The organism is Undibacterium sp. Ji22W (genome assembly GCF_049340305.1).
Lineage (GTDB): Bacteria > Pseudomonadota > Gammaproteobacteria > Burkholderiales > Burkholderiaceae_D > Undibacterium.
In genome coordinates, this window is the sequence record NZ_JBMPOU010000003.1 from 185,519 (window position 1) to 205,378 (window position 19,860).

The following is a 19,860-nucleotide window of genomic DNA, read 5'->3' on the forward strand; positions in this document are numbered from 1 at the left end:
TGTTTGCGATGTGCTTGATTAGGCACCATGGATCAAAAGCACAGAACGATTGGCTGCAAGACGTATAGACACTAAATGCCCGCCCATTTCAAGGGGCGGGTTAGGGGAATGATGGGTTTTATTTGAGCACGGCAAGTTCTATACTGTCGAATTAAATGGTGTCTGGTTTTGACAGTTGAAAGAGATCGTGTCCACACTACAGACTAGCAGCGGCCTTCTTCAATTCGTAACCAGGTAGAAATTGATCAGAAATCGTCAAAATAGAAAACAGATTTCTTTTCAAATTTTCCTCCGAGAGTTCGCCATCTCTTAATGCAGTCTGTAATAAATGAAGTGCCATATCGGCGAGAAGAATTCTCTGCTTTTCTGACCAGCCCGATTCGCCGCGTATCGATGGATCTTTTTGATATGACGATTCTGTCAAATCATGTGCCATTTTGCTTAGCGATAAAATTTCTTTTCTAGCGGCTGCGTCCATTTACTTTCTTCCTTTAAAAATCTATCGTCACCATTGAGAGTGCTTGTAATCAAAAAAACGGCTCCCGCTAAGAGGGCGATTAGGTGACGAAAGCACGTCGCACATCGCACTGTGCAATGCGCGATTATGACGCACTTGTTCCTTCTGCCAAAGCCTTCAGATTACGGAGTGTGACCGGCAGGCCTGCGTTCAACTGTTTAGACAACATCGGACCTAAAATAAAGGAAAGAAAACCTGAGAATGTCACTCTGTGAATGACTTCAGTTGCCTCTGAAATTGCTCTGAGCTCATGTTCGAATAGCATGCAAAAAAGAGGAATTTTCGATTCGACCGTGAAGCATTTTCCTGGTGCCACTTCAGTAAGAAGCATAGGAACGGCCATGCCCTTAGGTGGCGTGATTCGACCGCGGCTGCCCACGCGAAATGGCCCCTCGATAAAGGCCTGCTTGGTATCTGGATCCCAAGTGTGCCAGTTTTGGACATCCTCGTAAATCCGGAAGATCGTTTCGGCTGATGTGGCAATGGTAATTCGGTGTTCAACTTGCATTGAGAACTTTCAAAAAAGGTTATTGTATTGGCGCTTGAGTGTTCGTGGTCAGTCGGCCGTTCAATCATCTATATCTTCTACTCCATCATCCATATGTCCATCCAAGAGAGCTTCGGAAAAAACAATTGCATCGACTCTCTCAACGTCCCTCAGTTTTTTAGCGGCATGGAGACAAGCGATCGCTGCTAGTGAACCGACAACATAACAAACGCGGTTGTAGTTCCACGGCGAGTAGTAGAACGCAACCAGATAGCCTAATGCCGCCACGAGTACTAAGCCGTGTGCTGAAAAAATTCGACGCCATTTTTTTTCATAAGCGTTTAGTTCATCGATGGTGAGGATGAGAATTTTGTTGGTCATAGATGTCTGTCAGTAAGTTTAAGTTTCGCGCTATTGTTTTGGGGGAGCTTTGAAATCACACCTGCAGAATCTGGACGTGCAGAGGGAAGTACACGTTTGCACATGCCAATACTAACGAGTGCGCGCCGGGCTTGTCATGACCCTACGACATTCAGAATGAGAAACATACTAAATCCCAAATAGGTAGCAAGGGCAACAACTGCAGCCGCTATCGTTTTATCCCAACGTCGAACGGACTCAAGTGAACAATGATAGGTGCTCCAAGCAGCAAGTACGGCAGTCAGTAACGCCCCTGTAGCTAGCGGGAAGTAGCCAGTCGGTGTGTTTGATTGTGATGTCAGATAGGGGAAGATAGATCCCGTAAAGATCGCCATTGTTGCGATCACGGTGACTAATGGCATCCATGAAATGAGTCGTTGATTCATGAGTAGTAGTTGAAGTTAAATTTGACGATAGGTTTTTAAATTTTTTTCAATTACGTAGTTCGAGCCGAATATCTTTCGTGCCTGGATTACTAATTGATTCAACGACCCAATAAACTTTTTGTTCAACTGTGGTGTTTGCAGGAATAATGACATGTGTAAAATCGATGACAGCTGATGCTAATGAATCTTTATATGTTCTGGTATCTATCGTGGGCGAGACCAAGTAGAGCTCCTTATTGCTAAACGGCAGGTTATCATTCGTGGTATTTCTGATAATTAAACTGCCTTCGATCTTATATTCTTTTTCACTTACCGGTGAAAACGTGTTGTTAACCAATGCTGTGATAGTTAAGCCACCTTTTTGCGTTGCTAGACTAATTTTGTTGTCGCACGCAGCCAAAACAAAACAGATCAAAGCGATGAGGATATTTTTCATTCTCATTCCTTCAAAGTGAGTAAATTCGTAGTGTTGGTGTACAAGTTTGTGCGTTTTCCGGCGTGATCGTTTTCTTCCATTCTTCATTTTGAGTGAATGCGGGAATCGAGTAAATTAGGCAGAAAATCAAAATTAATTTGCGCATGTGGAGACTCTAGGTAAATGGCATTGTTAAATCGCGGCCTAAAGTTAGCATATTGGTAAATAATGGGCAATGGGAATTACTATCTGTCCAAACCGGAATCAATTTTGGTTTTCGTCCGTAAAATCGACAATCTTAAAAGGCTATGAAATTGACTAAAACCATGTGCACATAATTCCCCACGCTAATCATACATTCCTCGATTAACATACAATGCCACCATCCAAGCAAAATCCACGCAAAGTAAAATACCTCGACAACACACCAACCCAACCCGAAAGCCCACCATGAGTTCTGCACGTGATGTATTGACGCCTGCATCTTTAGCGATGTTAGAGGTGATCGCCGAAACCGGAAGTTTTGCGGCGGCTGCGCGGCGTTTGGATATCGTGCCGAGTGCGCTGACTTATCGCGTGCGGCAGATTGAAGATGCTTTGGATGTTTTGCTGTTTGATCGTACTTCCCGTCAGGCGAAGTTGACGGAGGCAGGGGCCGAGCTATTGCGTGAAGGGCAGAAGCTGTTAGTGGAGGTCGATGCGATAGCGAATCGGGTCAAACGGGTGGCGACAGGGTGGGAGCCGCAATTGACGATTGCTGTGGATAGCATGATCGATCGCAGTACAGTGATGGAGTTGTGTGAAAGTTTTTTTCAGTTAAATCCGCCGACACGTTTGAAGCTACGAGCGGAAACTTTGTCGGGTACGTTGGAGGCTGTGAGTTCGGGGCAGGCCGATCTCGCTTTGGGCGTGGTAATGGATGGCGTGCTCGTGAATAGTCAAAGCTCCAGCAGTTTGCAGCGTGAAAATCTGGGTACCGTATTTTTTGCCTTTGCGGTCGCACCGCATCATCCTTTGGCGCAGCATCAAGAGCCTGTGCCCGATCAGGTGATACGACAGTACAGAGCGGTGGCGATTGCCGATAGTGTGCAACGCGGCGCTTCTGTCTCTATCGGTTTGTTGAGTGGACAAGATGTATTTACAGTAGCGGATTTGCCAGCAAAGTTAGATGCGCAAGTGCGTGGTCTGGGTGTGGGATTTTTACCCACTTGTGTTGCGCAATCGTATATTGATACCGGACGTTTGGTCGAGAAAAAAGTCGAACGCGCGCAGCAGCAGGTGCAGAGTTATTACGTGTGGCGCCGTCAATCAGGGCATCATGGGCGTGCCTTGCAATGGTGGTTGGAACAATTGCAATCGACGGCGACCCGCGCTGCGTTGCTGGGAACCCGTCTTCGTTTGCCTTAGCTTGGTTGCCAAGCTGCACGGGGTTCTGTCATGGGTTGAGTATTCTGCTGTGCGGGTAAATGGATGCCCGCTAACATGCAGCGCACCGAGCCTCCGGCAGATTCTATAGTGGGCACATCTAATACCAATAAGTCGGCATATTTTTCTATCTGTGCGATTTGATTTGAATCGAGGCTGCCCAAGGCGCTGGACGAAAGCGCCAGTAATTTTCGGTTTGCCCCTTGTAACTCCAGCGTGTTGCCTGCGAATTGTCGAATTTGTGCTGGGCTCAGATTCACAATTTCTTTACCCGTACTTTGTAATTGCCGACACAGTTTCTCACGTTCATGATAATCCGGAATGCAGTCTAGACCGACCATCGCAAATCGATTTGCCACACTGAGCATGACATTGGTGTGATACACCGGTGCGCCTGCCATTTCTGCTTGAAATGGATGCGCTTGATAATCTAAGGCTGTGCACAAAGCCAGTAGTGGTTTCAATTGCGTGCGCTGTGACAAACAGGCATAAGCAAGGCGAGCCTGATGATCAAATATGACCGAGCCTGTACCTTCCAAAACATCCCCTGTATCGCCGTAATGTCGCAAGTCCGTGACGCTGTGTAGGTGATACTGCCGCGCCAGAAAGTCCAGAATATCCTGACGCACTTCGCGTTGACGATTGCGACAGCGCATAGGGTAGAGAAAAAGTCTGCCATCTTGGTGTGTGGTGAACCAATTGTTTGGAAAAACAGAATCGGGCGTATCGTGTTCTCCCGTATCTTCGAACAAATGCACCGTGACGCCAGCCGCGCCTAGTTGCATGACCATGTGGGTGACTTCCGCATAAGCACTGGATGCGATGTTCGCCGTCTGATCGTTTGCTGATTCAACTTGAAAACGATTGTCATGCATGGTTTCGCGATTTGAATAGAAGCGATGAGGGCGCACCATCACGACGGCGTTTGGCGTTTGACTAATTGCTTGCGGACGGGCTTGTAGAGTGTTTGACATAGACATTTCGTGCGGCTTGAACACACACGCTTGGATTGTTGATGCCGCCTATTGTGGCAACGAAGCGTGTCAGGCAGAAGTTGGCAATTTGCACATTCTTGTTGGATTACATGGCACTTTGCCTAGCGGTTTGTGCAGATTGTTGAAATGTGTTCGCGACGAGATTGTGACGACGAGATGTTTGCTTTAAGCTTGCTGTAGCTTCTGCTATCACTTCCACTTATAACTTCCGCTAACTGACTATAATTTATGGATGATATTGATCATCAATTGCTATCACTACTACGCAGCGATGCGCGCATTCCGGTCTTAACTCTGGCGCAAAAATTACGTCTGTCGCGTACGACGGTGCAAAAGCGCATCGATAAATTAGAAAGCAGCGGTGTAATTTTGGCCTATACCATCAAGGTGAAATCTGATGCCGAACCGCATCAGATTCGCGCGCAGATGAATATCGCGCTGGAAGGCAATAGTGCGCATGCCGTACATGCAGCGCTGCGTACTCTACCGCATGTACATAGCTTGCACACCACCAATGGCAAATGGGATGTGATCGCCGAAATTCGGGCGGATAATTTAGAAGTCTTGAATTTGGTCTTAGGAAAAATCCGTACGATTGCCGGGATTGCGACTTCCGAAACCAATATTTTGTTATCTGTGCTGAAGTTGTGAGCCGACGTTGTCGGGTAAACCTGCGCGCTGTGTTGAATACAAAACCATCCTTGCTAACTTTCTCCGTAGTGGTTTTTTTGACTGTTTCCGCAATCGCATAATGTTGTTCAACGCTTCAGAATAGTGCTACATTGTTCGCTTCCAAATGTGTACAGTGCTCAGGGATGACCATGAAAAAAATTGATCTATTGTGTGCCTTAGCAATCTCTTTAGGGTCCTCCAGTCCGGTGCTGGGGCAGGCTAAGTTAGCGCCTGTGGCGTTGCCTGCAGCAATTAACGAAGCGAGCATACGCGCAGCGGCAGTCGCTTCATTTCCTGAATATCTGGCTTTGCTGGCCTTGCCGAATGACTCGATTGTGAGTGCGCAGGATATTCAGGTGAATGCCAATCAGTTAGAAAAATTATTTCAGCAACGTGGCTTTACGACCCAGCAATTTGCGAATCAGGGTAAGCCGCTGGTACTGGCTGATTACGTCTCGAATTCTGTAAATCCTGGCAATCCTGCTAATCCACCAAAGAAGACAATTTTGTTCTATTTGCACTTTGACGGGCAACCAGTGATTCCATCTCAATGGGCGCAAGCGTCGCCGTGGCTCCCTGTGGTGAAGAAAAAAGATGCGAACGGCAAGTGGCAGATCGTCGGTGCTGACGAATTATTACGGCCCGATTTCGATCCTGAACTACGCGTGTTTGCACGCGCTGCCGCCGATGATAAAGGGCCAATCATGATGTTCTTGGCGGCACTCGATTTGATGCGTGCGCAGGGCATCACGCCCGCAATCAATATTAAAGTCATGCTAGATAGCGAAGAAGAAGTAAATTCGCCCGGTATCGTCGCGTTGGTGAAGCAAAAGAAAGATTTCTTTAAGGCTGATGCCTTAGTGATCCATGACATGGCAGCACATGCAAGTGGCCGTCCTACGGCGATCTTTGGTAATCGTGGCGTGCAGACTGTCAGTCTGACTGTGTATGGTCCAAAAGCGCCTCTGCATAGCGGGCATTACGGCAACTTTATCGCCAATCCTGCCTTTAGTTTGGCGCGCCTATTGGCGAGTATGAAAGATGAGCGTGGTCGTGTTCTGATCCCCGGTTACTATGCTACAACCAAGTTGAATAAGGAGGATTTACGAGCCCTCGACGCGGTCGCTGATGATGAGGCCGCTATGAAGAAACGGGTTGGCGTTGCGGCAACGGAGCAAGTTGCCAATAATTATCAACGTGCTTTGCAATATCCTTCGTTGAACATACGTGGTATGGCGGCGGCCAGTGTGGGCAATAGTGCGGCAAATATCATACCGAAAGAAGCGATCGCTGAAATTGATATACGTACGACGCAGGAGGCCGACGCACGATATTTAACGGATTTGCTCCAGAAGCACATCGTCCGTCAAGGTTTTCATGTCATCGACCATGCACCAGACGATGCTGAGCGCCAGCGCTACCCTAAATTATTACAGATGCAAACTGGCTTACCTGCCTCTGCCGCACGTCAGTCAATTAACGCACCTGTACGGCAGTGGGTAGAGCGGGCGCATCAATCGGCTTACGCGGACTTGACTGCTAGTGCGGGCAAGCAGGCTAATTATCAACCGATGTTGATTCGGGCATCTGGTGCAACCGTACCCACGCACGAAATTGTGAGCCCTTTAGGATTACCGTTCGTGATCGTACCGACTGTGAATGTCGATAATAATCAGCACACCTATGATGAGAATTTACGTATGGGGAATTATCTATCCGGCATGCGTATTATGTTAGGTTTGCTCAACACCTCTTATCCTTGAGGTCGGTATAGCATGTAGTAATCTTGTTGCAAACTCTGTGCTCTTCGTGGGCGGATTTGGCTTTGTGCCATAATGCAAGACAGACTAACGTTCAAGTCTTCATCTTTATTAAAACTACTGACACTCTTATCTGTATGGCTTCGTTGAAGTATATTTGTTGTACCGCATGGACACACACTTCCAAGCCCAAGCGCAGCATGCGTACGTCAACGCTAAGTTTACTATTATCAATAAAGCAGGCAATAGTATTACTAGTGGTATTCCTAGCAGTATTCTCAGTGGATACTGCCAACGCTAAGGTCATCAAAGCGTACACCGAAGAATGGCCGCCCTATAATTTTTTGCGTGATAAAGAAATTTCAGGTATCTCCACCGACATCTTGCGTGCTGCTTGTGCCATGGCGAGCATCGACTGTGATGTGCAATTAGTCCCCTGGAATCGCGCCTATAAAACAGTGCAGAATACACGCAATACTTTGATCTATACGATTGCCAGAATTCCCGCACGCGAACAACAGTTCATCTGGATAGGACCTATCTTGCCGCGCACTACTTGGATATATGCGCGGACACAAGTGGCCGATAGGATTCATACTTTTAAAGATCTTGAACAATTCAAAGTGGGTGTAATTCGTGCTGAAGCCTCACTCACCGAACTGACCGACGCTGGTGTAACGAATGTGCCGATTCGCATTTTCAATTCAAATAATGATGAAATGCGGATGTTAAAATCTGGGCAAATCGACGTTGTGGTGAACACTGAAATCGGCATGGCGATGAATCAGAAACAATACAACATACCCACTTCTGACTTAGTAAAACTGATGAAGTTGTATGACGGCGGCGATTTGTATTTTGGGATGAATTTGGAGTCGAACCCTGCCGTGGTGGAGAAGCTTCAAAGTAGTGTGGAAAAGCTGCGGCGCGATGGAAAGATTCAGGCTATCGTTCAGCAGTACACGAAGACGCGTTAAGCGAAATTCACAGCCATTTATATCATTCAGCGCGATTTGAGAAAGCCCACTGTATGTTTTATACCCTCGCAGTATTATTGCTATTCCAATGCTTAGGGGAGGCGCTGGCCTTTGTTTTGCAAGGCACGCTGCACTGGAGTATCTCAGGGCCAGTGCTCGGCATGCTTTTATTATTTTTTGCCTTACTCGCTTCACCACGATTAATGGAACGCATAGAAGAATCTAGCCATCATGTTCTGAAGCACATGTCTCTGTTTTTCATTCCTGCTGGAGCAGGAATTATGGTTTCTGCGAATGGCATTGCGCAACACTGGCTCGCACTCTCGGTGGCGATTGTGGTCAGCACGGTACTGACGCTGATCGTGACCGCGGCGAGTATGCGTTGGCTGATGCCGCCGCCTGTATCTATGTCCGAACATACGGTCGAAGAATCGACAAACGATGTAATAGGCGGTGCGACGATTCAGACAACTGAACAAAACATGGAACCTCCGCCCGACCAAATCTCCGCGAAGCCGGAGCATTAGGATGTCAGCACCAGTCGATCTCTCCACGCTTTGGAACTATCTAACGCACACGCCTTTGTTGGCGATTGCACTTACCTTATGCGCCTATTTGTGTGCGATGAAGATAGCCGAGAAACTGCATTTCTCTCCATTGGCAAATCCCGTCGTGATCGCGGTGGCGATGATTATTTTAGTATTGAGTGGTACTGGGATTTCGTATGCCGATTATTTTTCCGCAGCGCAGCCTATTCATTTGATGCTGGGGCCGGTCACCGTGGCACTGGCGATTCCCTTGGCGCGCCAATTGCCGCGTTTGCGAAAAATTGCCTTTCCTCTGGGGGTGGGTTTATTGTTGGGTTCATTGACCGCGATCATGTCGGCAGTGTTAATCATCATTTGGATGCAGGGTTCGTATCAACTCGCGCTGTCGATAGGGCCTAAGTCAGCAACCACGCCGATCGCGATGGGTATCGCAGAAAAGATCGGAGGCATTCCTTCAGTCGCGGCAGCGATCGTCATTGTGACTGGCGCGATCGGTGCTTTAGTTGCACGTTATTTGTTTAATTGGATGCGCATTAGCTCTCCAGAAATTCGTGGCTTTGCGCTAGGATTAGCGGCGCACGGTATCGGCACGGCGCGCGGATTTCAGGTCAGTAAAGAAATCGGTACTTTCGCTGGCTTAGGCATGGGTTTAAATGGCATATTGACCGCATTCTTAGCCCCAGCGTTGGTGCCAGTGATTGTCAATTATTTCTTTCGGCAATAGAATTTAGATCTCTTATGCTTAAGTGAAAGTGAAGTGACAGTTAAATGAAAGATGAAATGTGTCGTGGTGCAACATCGCCACCTATCGCTCATCCGCAAAAATCCCGCGTTTTGACTGCGCGGGTTGCATCCGCCCTACAAAGTTCTCTATCAATTTTCTATCGCCACCGGTGTAAACCCCGCATCACTGATGCTGCTTGCGAATAAGCTTACGGACTTATCTGACACGATCTCAACTTTGTGCATGTTCAGATCTATCGTGATTTTTGCCTGTGCATCGACCTCTTGTATCGCCTTGGTAATCGTCGCTTCGCAGTGCTTGCAGGTCATATCGTCGACGTGAAATTGTGGCATGAGTTTCTCCTGATTGAAGTCAATAGTGGGTCTAGAGCGTGATTGTAGACTGAGTAAGCGCGGCGGGTTTGCGTTGGCGCATGATTTGTTGGATTTCGCTTGACCTTACCACTGTGGGAAGCTATATCTTGTTGAAGACGACATCCGGTATTGACAACCGGTAAAGCTCCAAGACAGAAAATACAGGAAATGAAGATGCAAAAAATAGTGAATTTGCCGATCGTGGGAATGACTTGCGCTTCCTGTGTGCGACGGGTTGAAAAAGCCTTGCTGACAGTGCCGGGAGTGCTGCAGGCGAGTGTGAATCTGGCGACCGAAAAGGCGAATGTTAGCGTGGACGCAGATGCTGCGGTAAATGCCGCGCAAGCCTTGATCGTGGCAGTTGAAAAAGCTGGCTATGAAGTGCCAGTGCAAACGATTAACTTGACTATCCGTGATATGAGTTGTGCATCATGTGTAGGGCGCGTCGAGAAAGCATTAACAGCCGTCCCAGGTGTCATAACCGTTAGTGTGAACCTAGCGACTGAAAAGGCGCAGGTAAAAATATTGGCAGGCGTGGAATTAGCTAGTTTGTTAGCCGCTGCAAAAAAAGCTGGCTATGCGGCTAGTTTGGTACAAGAGCAAGTCGCAGCTGCGCCCGAATCTCATGGATTCCAGAGTTTACTTGATGCAGGAAGCGGTTGGCGCGTGGTGATTGCTGCTGCACTGAGTTTGCCTTTGATGTTGCCTATGTTGCTAAATTTGTTTGGACTCGATTGGAATCTGGCCGGATCTTGGCAAATAGTATTGGCTAGTCCGGTGCAGTTTTGGCTGGGTGCGCGCTTCTATCGCGCTGGTTGGAAGGCATTGCGGGCAGGTAGCGGCAATATGGATTTACTGGTTGCGATAGGTACTAGTTCGGCATATGGCTTGTCGGTGTATTTGCTGTGGGCGCATGGCTCCCATGGTATGGGTCATCTCTATTTTGAATCGGCAGCGGTGGTGATCACCTTAGTGTTGCTCGGAAAATGGTTAGAAACACGCGCCAAGCATCAGACCGTAGAAGCTTTGCGCGCCTTAGAATCCTTGCGTGCGACCACCGCATTGTTACGCCGTGATGGCGTCGATATCGAGGTGCCGGTTGCTGAAGTCAAAGTGGGCGACATACTGATTGTCCGTCCCGGTGATCGTGTGGCAGTCGATGGTGAGATTATCGAGGGTAGTAGCCATTTGGATGAATCCCTACTCACTGGTGAAAGTCTGCCCGTCAGCAAAGACTTAGGTGCTCATGTGATCGGTGGTTCTGTGAATGCGGACGGCATGTTGCTGGTGAAAGCCACTGGCGTTGGTGGTGCCACAATGTTGTCACAAATTATTCAGTTGGTGGAAGATGCGCAGGCGGTAAAAGCACCGATTCAAGCTTTAGTCGATAAAGTGAGTGCCGTTTTTGTGCCAGTGGTACTCGGAATTTCCGCGCTGACTTTTTTGGGTTGGGGCGTATTTAGTGGCGATTGGCAAATGGCCTTACTCAATGCAGTCGCCGTCCAAGTAATTGCCTGCCCATGTGCGCTTGGTTTGGCAACGCCCACGGCGATCATGGTTGGCACAGGCGTAGCAGCCAAGTATGGGATTTTGATTAAAGATGCGCAAGCCTTAGAAACTGCACATAGCCTGACCGCGATTGCTTTTGATAAAACCGGTACTTTAACGGTGGGCAAGCCCGCGCTGGTGGCGATCATTAGTCAGCAATTTGATGATGCACAAATCATAGAATGGGCGGCCGCGGTGCAGCAGTACAGCGACCATCCATTGGCGCATGCTGTCATGCAAAAGGCAGAAGCCTTAGGTCTATCTGTGCCCGCTGTCACTGAGGCTGGAGCGATGCCTGGACGTGGTGTACAGGCACGGCTGGGCGAGCAGTTCGTCTACTTAGGTAATCAACGCTGGATGCAAGAGTTAGGGGCAGATTTGAATGTCTCCGAGGGAAGCAATGTGCTGAGTTATCGTGACGCGATACATCAGCAGCAACAGGCTGGTCGTACCGTATCCTGTTTGGCAGTGCAGCGCGATGGACAAGTACAACTAGTCGGTATCGTTAGTTTTGGGGATAGTGTTAAAGCGACGGCGGCGACCGCGATAGCACGTCTGCAAGCGTTGGGAGTAAAGACCATCATGCTGAGTGGAGATAATGCGGGAAGCGCGAATGCTGTGGCAACCGCATTAGGGATTAACGAAGTTCGGGCCGAAGTCTTACCTGCTGATAAGGCGACTATTGTGCGCGAGTTTCAGCAAGCGGGCTACACGGTCGGGATGGTTGGCGATGGCATTAATGATGCCCCCGCATTGGCCGCCGCTGATGTAGGCATAGCGATGTCGACGGGTACCGACGTGGCGATGCATACGGCGGGTATTACTCTGATGCGCGGTGATCCGGTTCTGGTCGCTGATGCGATTTCGATTTCACAAAGGACTTATCGCAAAATTCGTCAAAACTTGGGCTGGGCATTTATTTACAATGTTGTTGGTATTCCGCTCGCAGCGTTTGGCTATTTGAATCCTATGATTGCTGGTGCAGCGATGGCATTCTCGAGCGTGAGTGTGGTTTCAAATGCTCTGTTGTTGCGTAGCTGGAAGCCTTGGCAAGCGCCGCTGTCAGCACTGGGCGGAAAGGAATAAGCGATGAATATAGGACAGCTCGCGCAAGCCTCGGGGGTTAGCGCAAAAATGATACGTTATTACGAAAGCCGCGGGCTCATTGATTTGGCTGGTCGAAACGTAGCAGGTTATCGGCAGTATCGAGAGAAAGATGTGCATAGCTTGCGTTTTATCCGGCGCGCGCGCGATTTGGGATTTTCTCTGGCCCGTATCCAGACTCTGTTGGAATTGTGGCAGGATCAATCCCGTCAAAGTGCCGAAGTCAAACATCTAGCGCAACAATATATCGACGAACTCGATATGCAAATGGAAAAGCTGCAGCTGATACGCCAACAGTTGCAGGCCTTGGCGCAAGCATGCCATGGTGATACCCGCCCAGATTGCCCCATCTTGCAAGAACTGGCAGAGACTGTGCCGGTATAAAAAAACTGAGTATGGTCTTGTGACGATACTCAGTTGAGATTGGGTAAGGCGAAAAATTATGCTTTGGGATTGATGCGCACTAGTGTCGATTTTCCGAATAAACTTTCAATCAAATCGACCGCTAAAATCGCCGTCTGATTACGCAAATCCAGCGCTGGATTGAGTTCAACGATGTCGACTGAACCGAGCAAGCCGGTGTCGGCGATCATTTCCATGCACAACTGCGCTTCACGATATGTTGGGCCACCCAGAACCGCAGTGCCTACACCAGGTGCGATGTCTGGATCTAAGCAATCAAGATCGAAGCTGACGTGAATGTGGGTGTTTTCATCGGCGCCTTCGAGTGCTTTCAACATGACAGCGCGCATGCCATGTTCATCGATATAACGCATATCAAATACCGGGATTCCCATGTCGTGGATGAATTGGCGTTCACCATCATCCACACTGCGGATACCGATTTGACGGATTTCGTCCGGCTGCATGGCTGGTGTGTAACCACCATAAGCAATCAATTGTTCTGGACCATGACCCATCAAGCAAGCCACTGGCATACCGTGGATATTGCCAGTCGGGCTGATGGTCGACAAATTGCTATCAGCATGTGCATCAAACCACAATACACGTAACTTTTTGCCGTTATCTTTGCAATGTTTAGCAACGGCACTGATAGAACCGATTGCCAAGCAATGATCGCCACCCAACATCATTGGCATCTGACCCGCTTTTAATGCGTTACTGACTTCATCGTATACCGCTTGGTTCCAATCTATCGCCTCATTCAAATGACGCAAACCATTCACTGGTGCTTGCCACGGATTGGCTGGTCCATGCAAGTTGCCATGATCGATTACGGCTAAATCTCTGGCTTCCAAAGCTTGAACGAGACCTGCAACGCGTAAGGCATCGGGACCCATGCCAGCACCTTTAACACTAGCTCCGACGTCGGTAGGCGCACCTATGAGTGAGATCGTTTTCATTCTTGTCTGTTCACTTTCCATAAACTGAAGATTGTTCTTTGAGACTGCTCAACGGAACTGCACTGAGACCACTCATTGAGATTGTTAAATCCAAGCACAAAATGGATTGTGCTAATGGCCGTAATGGTACTGGCTTGTTGCATGATTGTGTCGAGAAATTATAGAGTCTACAGCAAGATTTTGATTTCTTAATTATCAGCTATAATCTTATTTTAAGAAATTAAATTTCATTTAATTGGTTTAAATGGAATTTAAATGTTGATAATTTAGTTTGTGCGGAATTAGTGCAGGATTAGTGCGGGAAGTGGTACCCGCCTTGCATGAAACAAATAAGGGGACCAGAGTATGGATAACTACGATTTGAACATATTGCGCCATTTGCAGGAAGAAGGGCGCATCAGTAATTTGCAACTGGCAGAAAAGATACACTTGTCGCCACCGCAAACTCTACGACGTGTGCGGGCGCTGGAAGAGGCGAAAGTTATTCGTGGTTACACCGCGCAGGTCGCACCATCCGCGGTTGGTTTGGGAGTGATGGCGTTTGTTAGTCTGTCCTTGGATCGCGAGCAATATCGCAATGTGCGTGAGATCGAGAGGCACTTCATGGCTTTCCCTGACATCATCGAATGCCATACGATTTCAGGCGATTTTGATTATTTACTGAAGGTGGTGGCAAGTGATTTGAAAGGATTGTCCCAATTTTTGACGGATAAGCTGATGCAAGTCCCAGGCGTGGGTAATCTACGTTCTATGATCTGCATGGAAGAGATTAAGCCAGTCAGTGCCTTGCCTATACGATGAAAGAAGTCTCAAATTCGATTGACGCGACTGCTGTGTCTTCTACAACGAATTCAAAAGAAATTCTGACGATAGCGATGAGCTACGGGTAAAATGCCAATTTTGTACGATATTGCTGCTAATACCTGTGCTGCCCAGCGTGCACGATTGCGCTAAGTTGGTAGGCAGGCTTTTAAAAAACTCATCTAAAGGTGATTCTTCATGTTAAAAAACAAATTTTTGGCTGCGGCCTTACTGGTAGGCAGTGCTTTTTTGAGCGCGCATGCAGCAGCACAAGTTTCTTATTTCGGTGGCTCTGTTGGTCGTGCGAAATGGAATTTTGATTGTGCTGGTGCAACGAGTTGCCATACAGCAGCGGGCAGTTGGAAATTGTTTGGCGGTCATGATTTCTCGCCAAATTTCGGTGTCGAAGGTAGTTATATTTATCTGAATGAAGTTGGTCTGAGTGATCCTATGCTAAAAGCGACCTTCAATGGTCGTGGTGCAGATTTGGCGGGCATCGCCAAGACCACAGCAATGAATAACTTTGTTGGTTTCGCCAAATTAGGCGTGGCTTTTATGAAGGGTGAAGCGATTGTTCAAGGTAGCGGCGTATCGGGTTCAGAAACGCATTACTCTAGCCAGCCTCTGATTGGTTTGGGTGTCATGTATTACATCGATAAAAAAATGTCGATCCGTGCTGAAGTGGATCACCGCAATGTGAAGGTGACCGGTTTTAGAGACACAACTTCTGGTGTCACTAATTTCTCAATTGGTTTGCAATCTGAATTCTAAGAATTCGCAGGACTGACCATGTAGTACAAAATGACATTCATGTTTGAACATGAATGTCATTTTTTTTGAGCGCTTTGGAGCCTTTTTCATACAAGCCAATCGCTGCTGGCAGCGTTATTTATGCGTCTTTCGATTGGAATCCGGAGGCAGATATTTTTGCTGAATTCGGGCGAAAGTCTTATCACGTTTCATTTCCTCTAATGCTTGGTTCCACTTTTCTACCAGCGCGGGCGAAGTCGCCTTTGAGACTGCGATATATAATTCACTTTTAAATAATTCAAAAATTAGTTTTACGTCACTGGCCTTAAAACCCGATGCCAGTGCCAAGCTTTCAACCCCGAGTTGCGAATCGGTGTACACCGCTATTCTTCCCATCATCAATTTCTTGAAACTAGAAATATTTGAACTGGCGCGATCCAGATTGGTAAAGCCTAGTCGCGTTAAGGTTTGGTCGCGAATATCATCGCGATAAACACCAATTAGGCTGATATTTTTTGCCTGCTCAATATTGTGAACTTGCAGTGGCGAATCGGCTTTTGCGTACAGCCCATAAATATTCGCCATGATAGGGCCGATCCACTGATAGGAATTTTCACGCTCAGGAGTGCGTGCCATGCTAAATAAGAGGGTATTCGGATTGTTGTCAATTTTGTCCAGGCCGCGCGCCCACGGCACGACTTGGATAGCGTCTGTATTACCGGTTCTTTTTTGAATTTCCTGCACGATCTCTATGGTCATCCCTGTCAACTTGCCGTCACTACCATAGAATTGCAGGGGGCGGTCTTCTTCACAATAAATCGCTAAAGTCTGCGCATGACTTCCCCAACTCAGCGCGCAAAGCGCGAGACCAAACCAGACAGCGAGTGAACGAGGCAAATAGATCATGTGCAAAAGTGTACTGGCGAATCCAATGGTAAAGCCAGAAATTCTAAAAACAATAAGGACTTTAAAAAGCTAGTCTTTTTCCTTGGCTATGACGGGTCTTTTTAGTGTAAATATCAAGATATTAAATAGTTTCTAATGGCGGAATTTGTCTCGGTTTGCGTGAGCTATCGGTTGCCACATAAGTCAACGTTGCTTCAGTAACTTTCACCGTATCTGCTTGAAGTCGATTTCTTTCTGCATAGACTTCGACTGATACGGTAAGCGAAGTGTTGCCAACTTTTACCACTTCAGCATAGAAGGATAAAAGATCACCGACAAAAACTGGTTGTTTAAACAGAAAAGAATTCACCGCGATCGTCGCCACTCTACCATTTGCACGGCGTGCAGCAGGAACTGCGCCGGCAATATCGACCTGCGACATAATCCAGCCACCAAACACGTCGCCATGGATGTTGGCATCGGATGGCATCGGCATCACACGTAAAGTCGGCATACCGGCAGGGAGTGAAGTTTTTGGGCTATCTGACATGGTTTTCTCGCTTTAATCAATGGCGCGTTGTGTGAGCAACTCGACGATGCAGTGAAGAGTGACTGAACGCGCTACAATCGTGGTTTGACGTAGTACGACATCACGATCAATTTCTACACGGTGGTGTTTCTTTTTTGTATTGCCTGACGCGTATTTTCGCCTAATCGCAGAAATGCTGTAGCGCAATAAAGTTCAATCATATAGCAAATTTCTATTCTTGATCGTAAGCCATGCGCCGATATTCACAATCTTCTGCACCAGCAAGTCCTAGCGCCGTACGTGGTGATTGGTCCACCGTTAAAACTTTATTACCATATTTGTGGGCTTATAAATGGCGCGTGTTGCTGGCGCTTAGTTTTCTGGTTGGTGCTAAATTGGCCAACGTTGGTGTTCCGCTAGTTTTAAAAGAACTGGTTGATCGCTTGACAGTCAATCCTCTTAGCCCGACGAGCTTGATGGTATTGCCGCTGAGCGTCTTGATCGCCTATGGCGCGTTGCGTCTTTCCACGACTTTGTTTACTGAGCTGCGCGAATTCGTCTTTGCCAAAGTCACACAAAGAGCCGTGCGCACGATCGCCTTGAAAGTATTCCGACACTTGCATGCTTTGTCTTTGCGCTTTCATTTGAACCGACAAACCGGTGGCATGACCCGAGATATCGAACGCGGGACGCGGGCGATTTCGTCTTTGGTGTCGTTCGCGCTCTTTAGCATCGTACCAACGCTGTTAGAAATTAGCTTAGTGCTCACTTATTTATTCGTCAAATATGATCAGTGGTTTGCCATTATTACTATCGTTGCTTTGATCGCTTACATCATTTTTACGATTGCTGTGACAGAGTGGCGCACCAACTTTCGCCGCACCATGAATGAATTGGATTCGAAAGCGAGTACCAAAGCAATAGATTCTCTGCTCAATTACGAAACCGTGAAATATTTTGGGAACGAAGAATACGAAGCCCAACGTTACGATCAGGGTCTGCAAAGCTATGAAAAAGCAGCGGTCAAATCACAAACAACGCTATCTATGCTTAATGCTGGACAGTCCTTGATTATTGCTACGGCGGTCACGCTGATTTTGTGGCGCGCCGCGCAAGGCGTGATCGATCAAAGCATGACTTTGGGTGATCTGGTGCTGGTTAACGCTTTCATGATTCAGCTTTATATTCCTTTAAACTTCTTGGGCGTGTTGTACCGTGAAATCAAACAGAGCCTGGCGGATATGGAAAAACTGTTTAATTTGATGGATCAAAACAAAGAAATCGCTGATAAAGAACAAGCACCGCCACTGGCATTGGCCGAACATGCCTCGCCCGATGTGGTATTTCAGTGCGTGAATTTTAGCTATGAAGAAAAACGTCAGATTTTGTTCGACGTCGACTTCACAATTGCAGCAGGCACGACCACCGCAGTGGTCGGCCATAGTGGTTCGGGTAAATCCACTTTGTCTCGTTTGTTGTTCCGTTTCTACGATATTCAATCCGGTGCAATACAGATTGCAGGACAAAATATCATGGACATTACCCAACATTCCTTGCGTCAGGCGATCGGGATCGTGCCGCAAGACACTGTCTTGTTCAATGACACGATAGGCTACAACATAGCCTACGGCAAACCGGGTGCCACGCAAGAGGAAGTGATCGATGTTGCGAAGGCAGCTTACATACATGACTTTATACAAAGTCTGCCGGATGGTTATGACACCATGGTCGGTGAGCGCGGTTTAAAATTGTCAGGTGGTGAAAAACAACGTGTAGCGATTGCAAGAACCTTGCTAAAAAATCCTGTGATTATGATTTTCGACGAAGCGACTTCAGCACTCGATTCTAAATCCGAGCAAATGATACAAGCGCAATTGAAACAGATTGCTAAGAGCCGCACCAGTCTCGTGATAGCGCATCGACTGTCCACCATTGTCGATGCGCAGCAAATTCTGGTGATGGACAAAGGTCGTATTATTGAACGTGGTACGCATGTGGAATTGATGACCTTGGCAGGTGCTTACGCACAAATGTGGGAACGTCAACAACATAGTAGTACGGTGACGAACGAGCTTGATGTCGTTGATACTGTCGACGCTTAGGTTTGCATTCGCCCAAAATTTCGTTTTTTCTGGATAAGTAATATGGAAACAAAATGGCTGGAAGATTTTGTCTCGCTGGCAGAAACCAATAGCTTTAGTCGCTCGGCTGAATTGCGGCATGTGACGCAACCGGCGTTCTCACGTCGCATACAATCTTTAGAGGCGTGGTTGGGGACAGATTTGATTGATCGCACCTCTTACCCTACGCGTTTGACGACAGCGGGCGAGATATTTTTTGAGCAGGCAATCGCAATGCTCGGTCAGATTAATAACGCACGGGCTTTGTTACGCGGCAAACGTACTTCAATACAAACGGCCGTCGATTTTGCGGTTCCGCACACACTTTCACTGACTTTTGTACCGAAATGGCTGAGTGATTTGCAAACCAATTTTGGTGATATTAACAGCCGCTTGCTTGCGCTGAATGTACATGATGCGGTGATGAGTTTGGTCGAAGGTGGCTGCGATTTGATGCTCTGTTATCACCACCCGCAACAACCGCTTTTACTCGATCCTGCGCAATACGACATGATCAGCATGGGCAGCGAAACCTTGCGGGCGTATGCGCGCTGCGATAAAAGTGCCCAACCCGATTTTATTTTGCCTGGCACCATAGAACAACCAATACCATTTCTAGCCTACGCGAATAATGCCTATCTGGGGCGGATGGTGGACTTGATATTGACGCAAACCAAGCAAGCTCTGCACTTGGATAAATGCTACGAAACCGATATGGCAGAGGGCTTAAAGATGATGGCGTTAGAAGGTCGTGGGATCGCTTTTTTACCAGAATCAGCGGTGACGCGCGAACTCAAACAAAAACAATTGGCGCGTGCCGATGGCGGTTCGGATGCCTGGGAAGTCAGCATGGAAATCCGGCTGTATCGCGAGCGTCCATCAGAACAAAAACCTGGTAAACCAGTCGTTGCGAAGCTATGGGATTACCTGACGCAAAAATCGCAATCGGCGAATAAATCAAAAACGGTACGTTCACAGCGTTAATGCGCTAGTAGGTTTTTTTTGTTTGTACTGATCGACCAATTTATGTGTGCATTTCCGTTGCTCTCAGTAACTTCT

Annotated in this window: 22 protein-coding genes; 12 read left to right on the forward strand and 10 right to left on the reverse strand. The window is 47.6% G+C overall.

The window, feature by feature from the left end:
• Positions 1-196: 196 nt before the first annotated feature.
• From ACO0KW_RS13490 to ACO0KW_RS13510, 5 genes are all read right to left on the reverse strand, one after another.
• On the reverse strand, positions 197-478 hold the full coding sequence (locus ACO0KW_RS13490; RefSeq protein ID WP_423053703.1) for a hypothetical protein: 282 nt from the start codon (positions 476-478) through the stop codon (positions 197-199).
• A gap of 124 nt (positions 479-602) precedes the next feature.
• A complete protein-coding gene (locus ACO0KW_RS13495; protein WP_423053705.1) occupies positions 603-1,025 on the reverse strand; it encodes an SRPBCC family protein in 423 nt (140 codons plus the stop codon).
• A 60-nt stretch (positions 1,026-1,085) separates the two neighbouring features.
• Positions 1,086-1,385, reverse strand: coding sequence for a hypothetical protein (locus tag ACO0KW_RS13500; RefSeq protein WP_423053707.1), 300 nt, complete (start codon positions 1,383-1,385; stop codon positions 1,086-1,088).
• 134 nt (positions 1,386-1,519) lie between these two features.
• Positions 1,520-1,810 carry a hypothetical protein gene (locus ACO0KW_RS13505; RefSeq protein WP_423053709.1) on the reverse strand — a complete coding sequence of 97 codons (291 nt, stop codon included), beginning with the start codon at positions 1,808-1,810 and terminating at the stop codon, positions 1,520-1,522.
• A gap of 46 nt (positions 1,811-1,856) precedes the next feature.
• Positions 1,857-2,246: a hypothetical protein gene (locus tag ACO0KW_RS13510; protein ID WP_423053711.1), complete on the reverse strand. Its 390-nt coding sequence runs from the start codon at positions 2,244-2,246 to the stop codon at positions 1,857-1,859.
• A 429-nt stretch (positions 2,247-2,675) separates the two neighbouring features.
• Here ACO0KW_RS13510 and ACO0KW_RS13515 point away from each other — a divergent pair, with 429 nt between their 5' ends.
• A complete protein-coding gene (locus ACO0KW_RS13515) occupies positions 2,676-3,632 on the forward strand; it encodes a LysR family transcriptional regulator (protein WP_423053713.1) in 957 nt (318 codons plus the stop codon).
• Here the strand turns inward: ACO0KW_RS13515 and ctlX are convergent.
• On the reverse strand, positions 3,629-4,624 hold the full coding sequence (gene ctlX, locus ACO0KW_RS13520; RefSeq protein WP_423053715.1) for a citrulline utilization hydrolase CtlX: 996 nt from the start codon (positions 4,622-4,624) through the stop codon (positions 3,629-3,631). The genes ACO0KW_RS13515 and ctlX overlap by 4 nt on opposite strands.
• A 249-nt stretch (positions 4,625-4,873) precedes the next feature.
• Here ctlX and ACO0KW_RS13525 point away from each other — a divergent pair, with 249 nt between their 5' ends.
• The 5 genes from ACO0KW_RS13525 (at position 4,874) to ACO0KW_RS13545 (ending at position 9,326) form a co-directional block, all read left to right on the forward strand.
• Positions 4,874-5,296 carry an Lrp/AsnC family transcriptional regulator gene (locus ACO0KW_RS13525; RefSeq protein WP_423053717.1) on the forward strand — a complete coding sequence of 141 codons (423 nt, stop codon included), beginning with the start codon at positions 4,874-4,876 and terminating at the stop codon, positions 5,294-5,296.
• A gap of 170 nt (positions 5,297-5,466) precedes the next feature.
• Positions 5,467-7,080 (forward strand): M20/M25/M40 family metallo-hydrolase, encoded by a 1,614-nt coding sequence (locus ACO0KW_RS13530; protein ID WP_423053718.1) that lies wholly within the window; start codon positions 5,467-5,469, stop codon positions 7,078-7,080.
• Between the two features lie 278 nt (positions 7,081-7,358).
• Positions 7,359-8,054 (forward strand): substrate-binding periplasmic protein, encoded by a 696-nt coding sequence (locus ACO0KW_RS13535; RefSeq protein ID WP_423053720.1) that lies wholly within the window; start codon positions 7,359-7,361, stop codon positions 8,052-8,054.
• A 53-nt stretch (positions 8,055-8,107) separates the two neighbouring features.
• Positions 8,108-8,581 (forward strand): CidA/LrgA family protein, encoded by a 474-nt coding sequence (locus ACO0KW_RS13540; RefSeq protein ID WP_423053722.1) that lies wholly within the window; start codon positions 8,108-8,110, stop codon positions 8,579-8,581.
• 1 nt (position 8,582) lies between these two features.
• A complete protein-coding gene (locus ACO0KW_RS13545) occupies positions 8,583-9,326 on the forward strand; it encodes an LrgB family protein (protein WP_423053724.1) in 744 nt (247 codons plus the stop codon).
• Positions 9,327-9,475: 149 nt separating this feature from the next.
• Here the strand turns inward: ACO0KW_RS13545 and ACO0KW_RS13550 are convergent, their stop codons facing one another.
• A complete protein-coding gene (locus ACO0KW_RS13550; RefSeq protein ID WP_423053726.1) occupies positions 9,476-9,679 on the reverse strand; it encodes a heavy-metal-associated domain-containing protein in 204 nt (67 codons plus the stop codon).
• A 195-nt stretch (positions 9,680-9,874) separates the two neighbouring features.
• On the opposite strand from ACO0KW_RS13550, the gene ACO0KW_RS13555 reads away from it, so the two are divergent.
• Both ACO0KW_RS13555 and cueR read left to right on the forward strand, forming a co-directional pair.
• Positions 9,875-12,334 carry a heavy metal translocating P-type ATPase gene (locus ACO0KW_RS13555; protein ID WP_423053728.1) on the forward strand — a complete coding sequence of 820 codons (2,460 nt, stop codon included), beginning with the start codon at positions 9,875-9,877 and terminating at the stop codon, positions 12,332-12,334.
• 3 nt (positions 12,335-12,337) lie between these two features.
• The gene (cueR, locus tag ACO0KW_RS13560; RefSeq protein ID WP_423053730.1) at positions 12,338-12,736 is read left to right on the forward strand and encodes a Cu(I)-responsive transcriptional regulator; all 399 of its coding nucleotides are present in this window, start codon (positions 12,338-12,340) and stop codon (positions 12,734-12,736) included.
• A gap of 56 nt (positions 12,737-12,792) precedes the next feature.
• Here the strand turns inward: cueR and rocF are convergent, their stop codons facing one another.
• Positions 12,793-13,737 carry an arginase gene (rocF, locus tag ACO0KW_RS13565; RefSeq protein WP_423053732.1) on the reverse strand — a complete coding sequence of 315 codons (945 nt, stop codon included), beginning with the start codon at positions 13,735-13,737 and terminating at the stop codon, positions 12,793-12,795.
• Between the two features lie 324 nt (positions 13,738-14,061).
• Here rocF and ACO0KW_RS13570 point away from each other — a divergent pair, with 324 nt between their 5' ends.
• Positions 14,062-14,517, forward strand: a complete 456-nt coding sequence (locus ACO0KW_RS13570) for an Lrp/AsnC family transcriptional regulator (RefSeq protein WP_423053734.1) — start codon at positions 14,062-14,064, stop codon at positions 14,515-14,517.
• 198 nt (positions 14,518-14,715) lie between these two features.
• On the forward strand, positions 14,716-15,288 hold the full coding sequence (locus tag ACO0KW_RS13575; RefSeq protein ID WP_423053736.1) for an outer membrane beta-barrel protein: 573 nt from the start codon (positions 14,716-14,718) through the stop codon (positions 15,286-15,288).
• A 114-nt stretch (positions 15,289-15,402) separates the two neighbouring features.
• Here the strand turns inward: ACO0KW_RS13575 and ACO0KW_RS13580 are convergent, their stop codons facing one another.
• Entirely contained in the window at positions 15,403-16,173 is a 771-nt protein-coding gene (locus ACO0KW_RS13580; RefSeq protein WP_423053737.1) for a substrate-binding periplasmic protein, read from the reverse strand.
• 121 nt (positions 16,174-16,294) lie between these two features.
• Positions 16,295-16,702, reverse strand: a complete 408-nt coding sequence (locus ACO0KW_RS13585) for an acyl-CoA thioesterase (RefSeq protein ID WP_423053739.1) — start codon at positions 16,700-16,702, stop codon at positions 16,295-16,297.
• A 230-nt stretch (positions 16,703-16,932) separates the two neighbouring features.
• Here ACO0KW_RS13585 and ACO0KW_RS13590 point away from each other — a divergent pair, with 230 nt between their 5' ends.
• Positions 16,933-18,783: an ABCB family ABC transporter ATP-binding protein/permease gene (locus ACO0KW_RS13590; RefSeq protein ID WP_423053741.1), complete on the forward strand. Its 1,851-nt coding sequence runs from the start codon at positions 16,933-16,935 to the stop codon at positions 18,781-18,783.
• A 42-nt stretch (positions 18,784-18,825) separates the two neighbouring features.
• A complete protein-coding gene (locus ACO0KW_RS13595) occupies positions 18,826-19,785 on the forward strand; it encodes a LysR family transcriptional regulator (RefSeq protein WP_423053743.1) in 960 nt (319 codons plus the stop codon).
• The last annotated feature ends 75 nt before the right edge of the window (positions 19,786-19,860 follow it).

Excerpts from the sequence above, each read along its gene's own strand:
- ACO0KW_RS13545 (WP_423053724.1), top strand. The coding sequence starts at position 8,583 with ATGTCAGCACCAGTCGATCTCTCCACGCTTTGGAACTATCTAACGCAC.
- ACO0KW_RS13580 (WP_423053737.1), bottom strand. The coding sequence starts at position 16,173 with ATGATCTATTTGCCTCGTTCACTCGCTGTCTGGTTTGGTCTCGCGCTT.
- ACO0KW_RS13530 (WP_423053718.1), top strand. The coding sequence starts at position 5,467 with ATGAAAAAAATTGATCTATTGTGTGCCTTAGCAATCTCTTTAGGGTCC.
- ACO0KW_RS13595 (WP_423053743.1), top strand. The coding sequence starts at position 18,826 with ATGGAAACAAAATGGCTGGAAGATTTTGTCTCGCTGGCAGAAACCAAT.
- ACO0KW_RS13505 (WP_423053709.1), bottom strand. The coding sequence starts at position 1,810 with ATGAATCAACGACTCATTTCATGGATGCCATTAGTCACCGTGATCGCA.
- ACO0KW_RS13590 (WP_423053741.1), top strand. The coding sequence starts at position 16,933 with ATGCGCCGATATTCACAATCTTCTGCACCAGCAAGTCCTAGCGCCGTA.
- ACO0KW_RS13570 (WP_423053734.1), top strand. The coding sequence starts at position 14,062 with ATGGATAACTACGATTTGAACATATTGCGCCATTTGCAGGAAGAAGGG.
- ACO0KW_RS13490 (WP_423053703.1), bottom strand. The coding sequence starts at position 478 with ATGGACGCAGCCGCTAGAAAAGAAATTTTATCGCTAAGCAAAATGGCA.
- ACO0KW_RS13525 (WP_423053717.1), top strand. The coding sequence starts at position 4,874 with ATGGATGATATTGATCATCAATTGCTATCACTACTACGCAGCGATGCG.
- ACO0KW_RS13585 (WP_423053739.1), bottom strand. The coding sequence starts at position 16,702 with ATGTCAGATAGCCCAAAAACTTCACTCCCTGCCGGTATGCCGACTTTA.
- ACO0KW_RS13540 (WP_423053722.1), top strand. The coding sequence starts at position 8,108 with ATGTTTTATACCCTCGCAGTATTATTGCTATTCCAATGCTTAGGGGAG.
- rocF (WP_423053732.1), bottom strand. The coding sequence starts at position 13,737 with ATGGAAAGTGAACAGACAAGAATGAAAACGATCTCACTCATAGGTGCG.
- ACO0KW_RS13550 (WP_423053726.1), bottom strand. The coding sequence starts at position 9,679 with ATGCCACAATTTCACGTCGACGATATGACCTGCAAGCACTGCGAAGCG.
- ACO0KW_RS13515 (WP_423053713.1), top strand. The coding sequence starts at position 2,676 with ATGAGTTCTGCACGTGATGTATTGACGCCTGCATCTTTAGCGATGTTA.
- ACO0KW_RS13575 (WP_423053736.1), top strand. The coding sequence starts at position 14,716 with ATGTTAAAAAACAAATTTTTGGCTGCGGCCTTACTGGTAGGCAGTGCT.
- ACO0KW_RS13500 (WP_423053707.1), bottom strand. The coding sequence starts at position 1,385 with ATGACCAACAAAATTCTCATCCTCACCATCGATGAACTAAACGCTTAT.
- ACO0KW_RS13495 (WP_423053705.1), bottom strand. The coding sequence starts at position 1,025 with ATGCAAGTTGAACACCGAATTACCATTGCCACATCAGCCGAAACGATC.
- ACO0KW_RS13510 (WP_423053711.1), bottom strand. The coding sequence starts at position 2,246 with ATGAAAAATATCCTCATCGCTTTGATCTGTTTTGTTTTGGCTGCGTGC.
- ctlX (WP_423053715.1), bottom strand. The coding sequence starts at position 4,624 with ATGTCAAACACTCTACAAGCCCGTCCGCAAGCAATTAGTCAAACGCCA.
- ACO0KW_RS13555 (WP_423053728.1), top strand. The coding sequence starts at position 9,875 with ATGCAAAAAATAGTGAATTTGCCGATCGTGGGAATGACTTGCGCTTCC.
- cueR (WP_423053730.1), top strand. The coding sequence starts at position 12,338 with ATGAATATAGGACAGCTCGCGCAAGCCTCGGGGGTTAGCGCAAAAATG.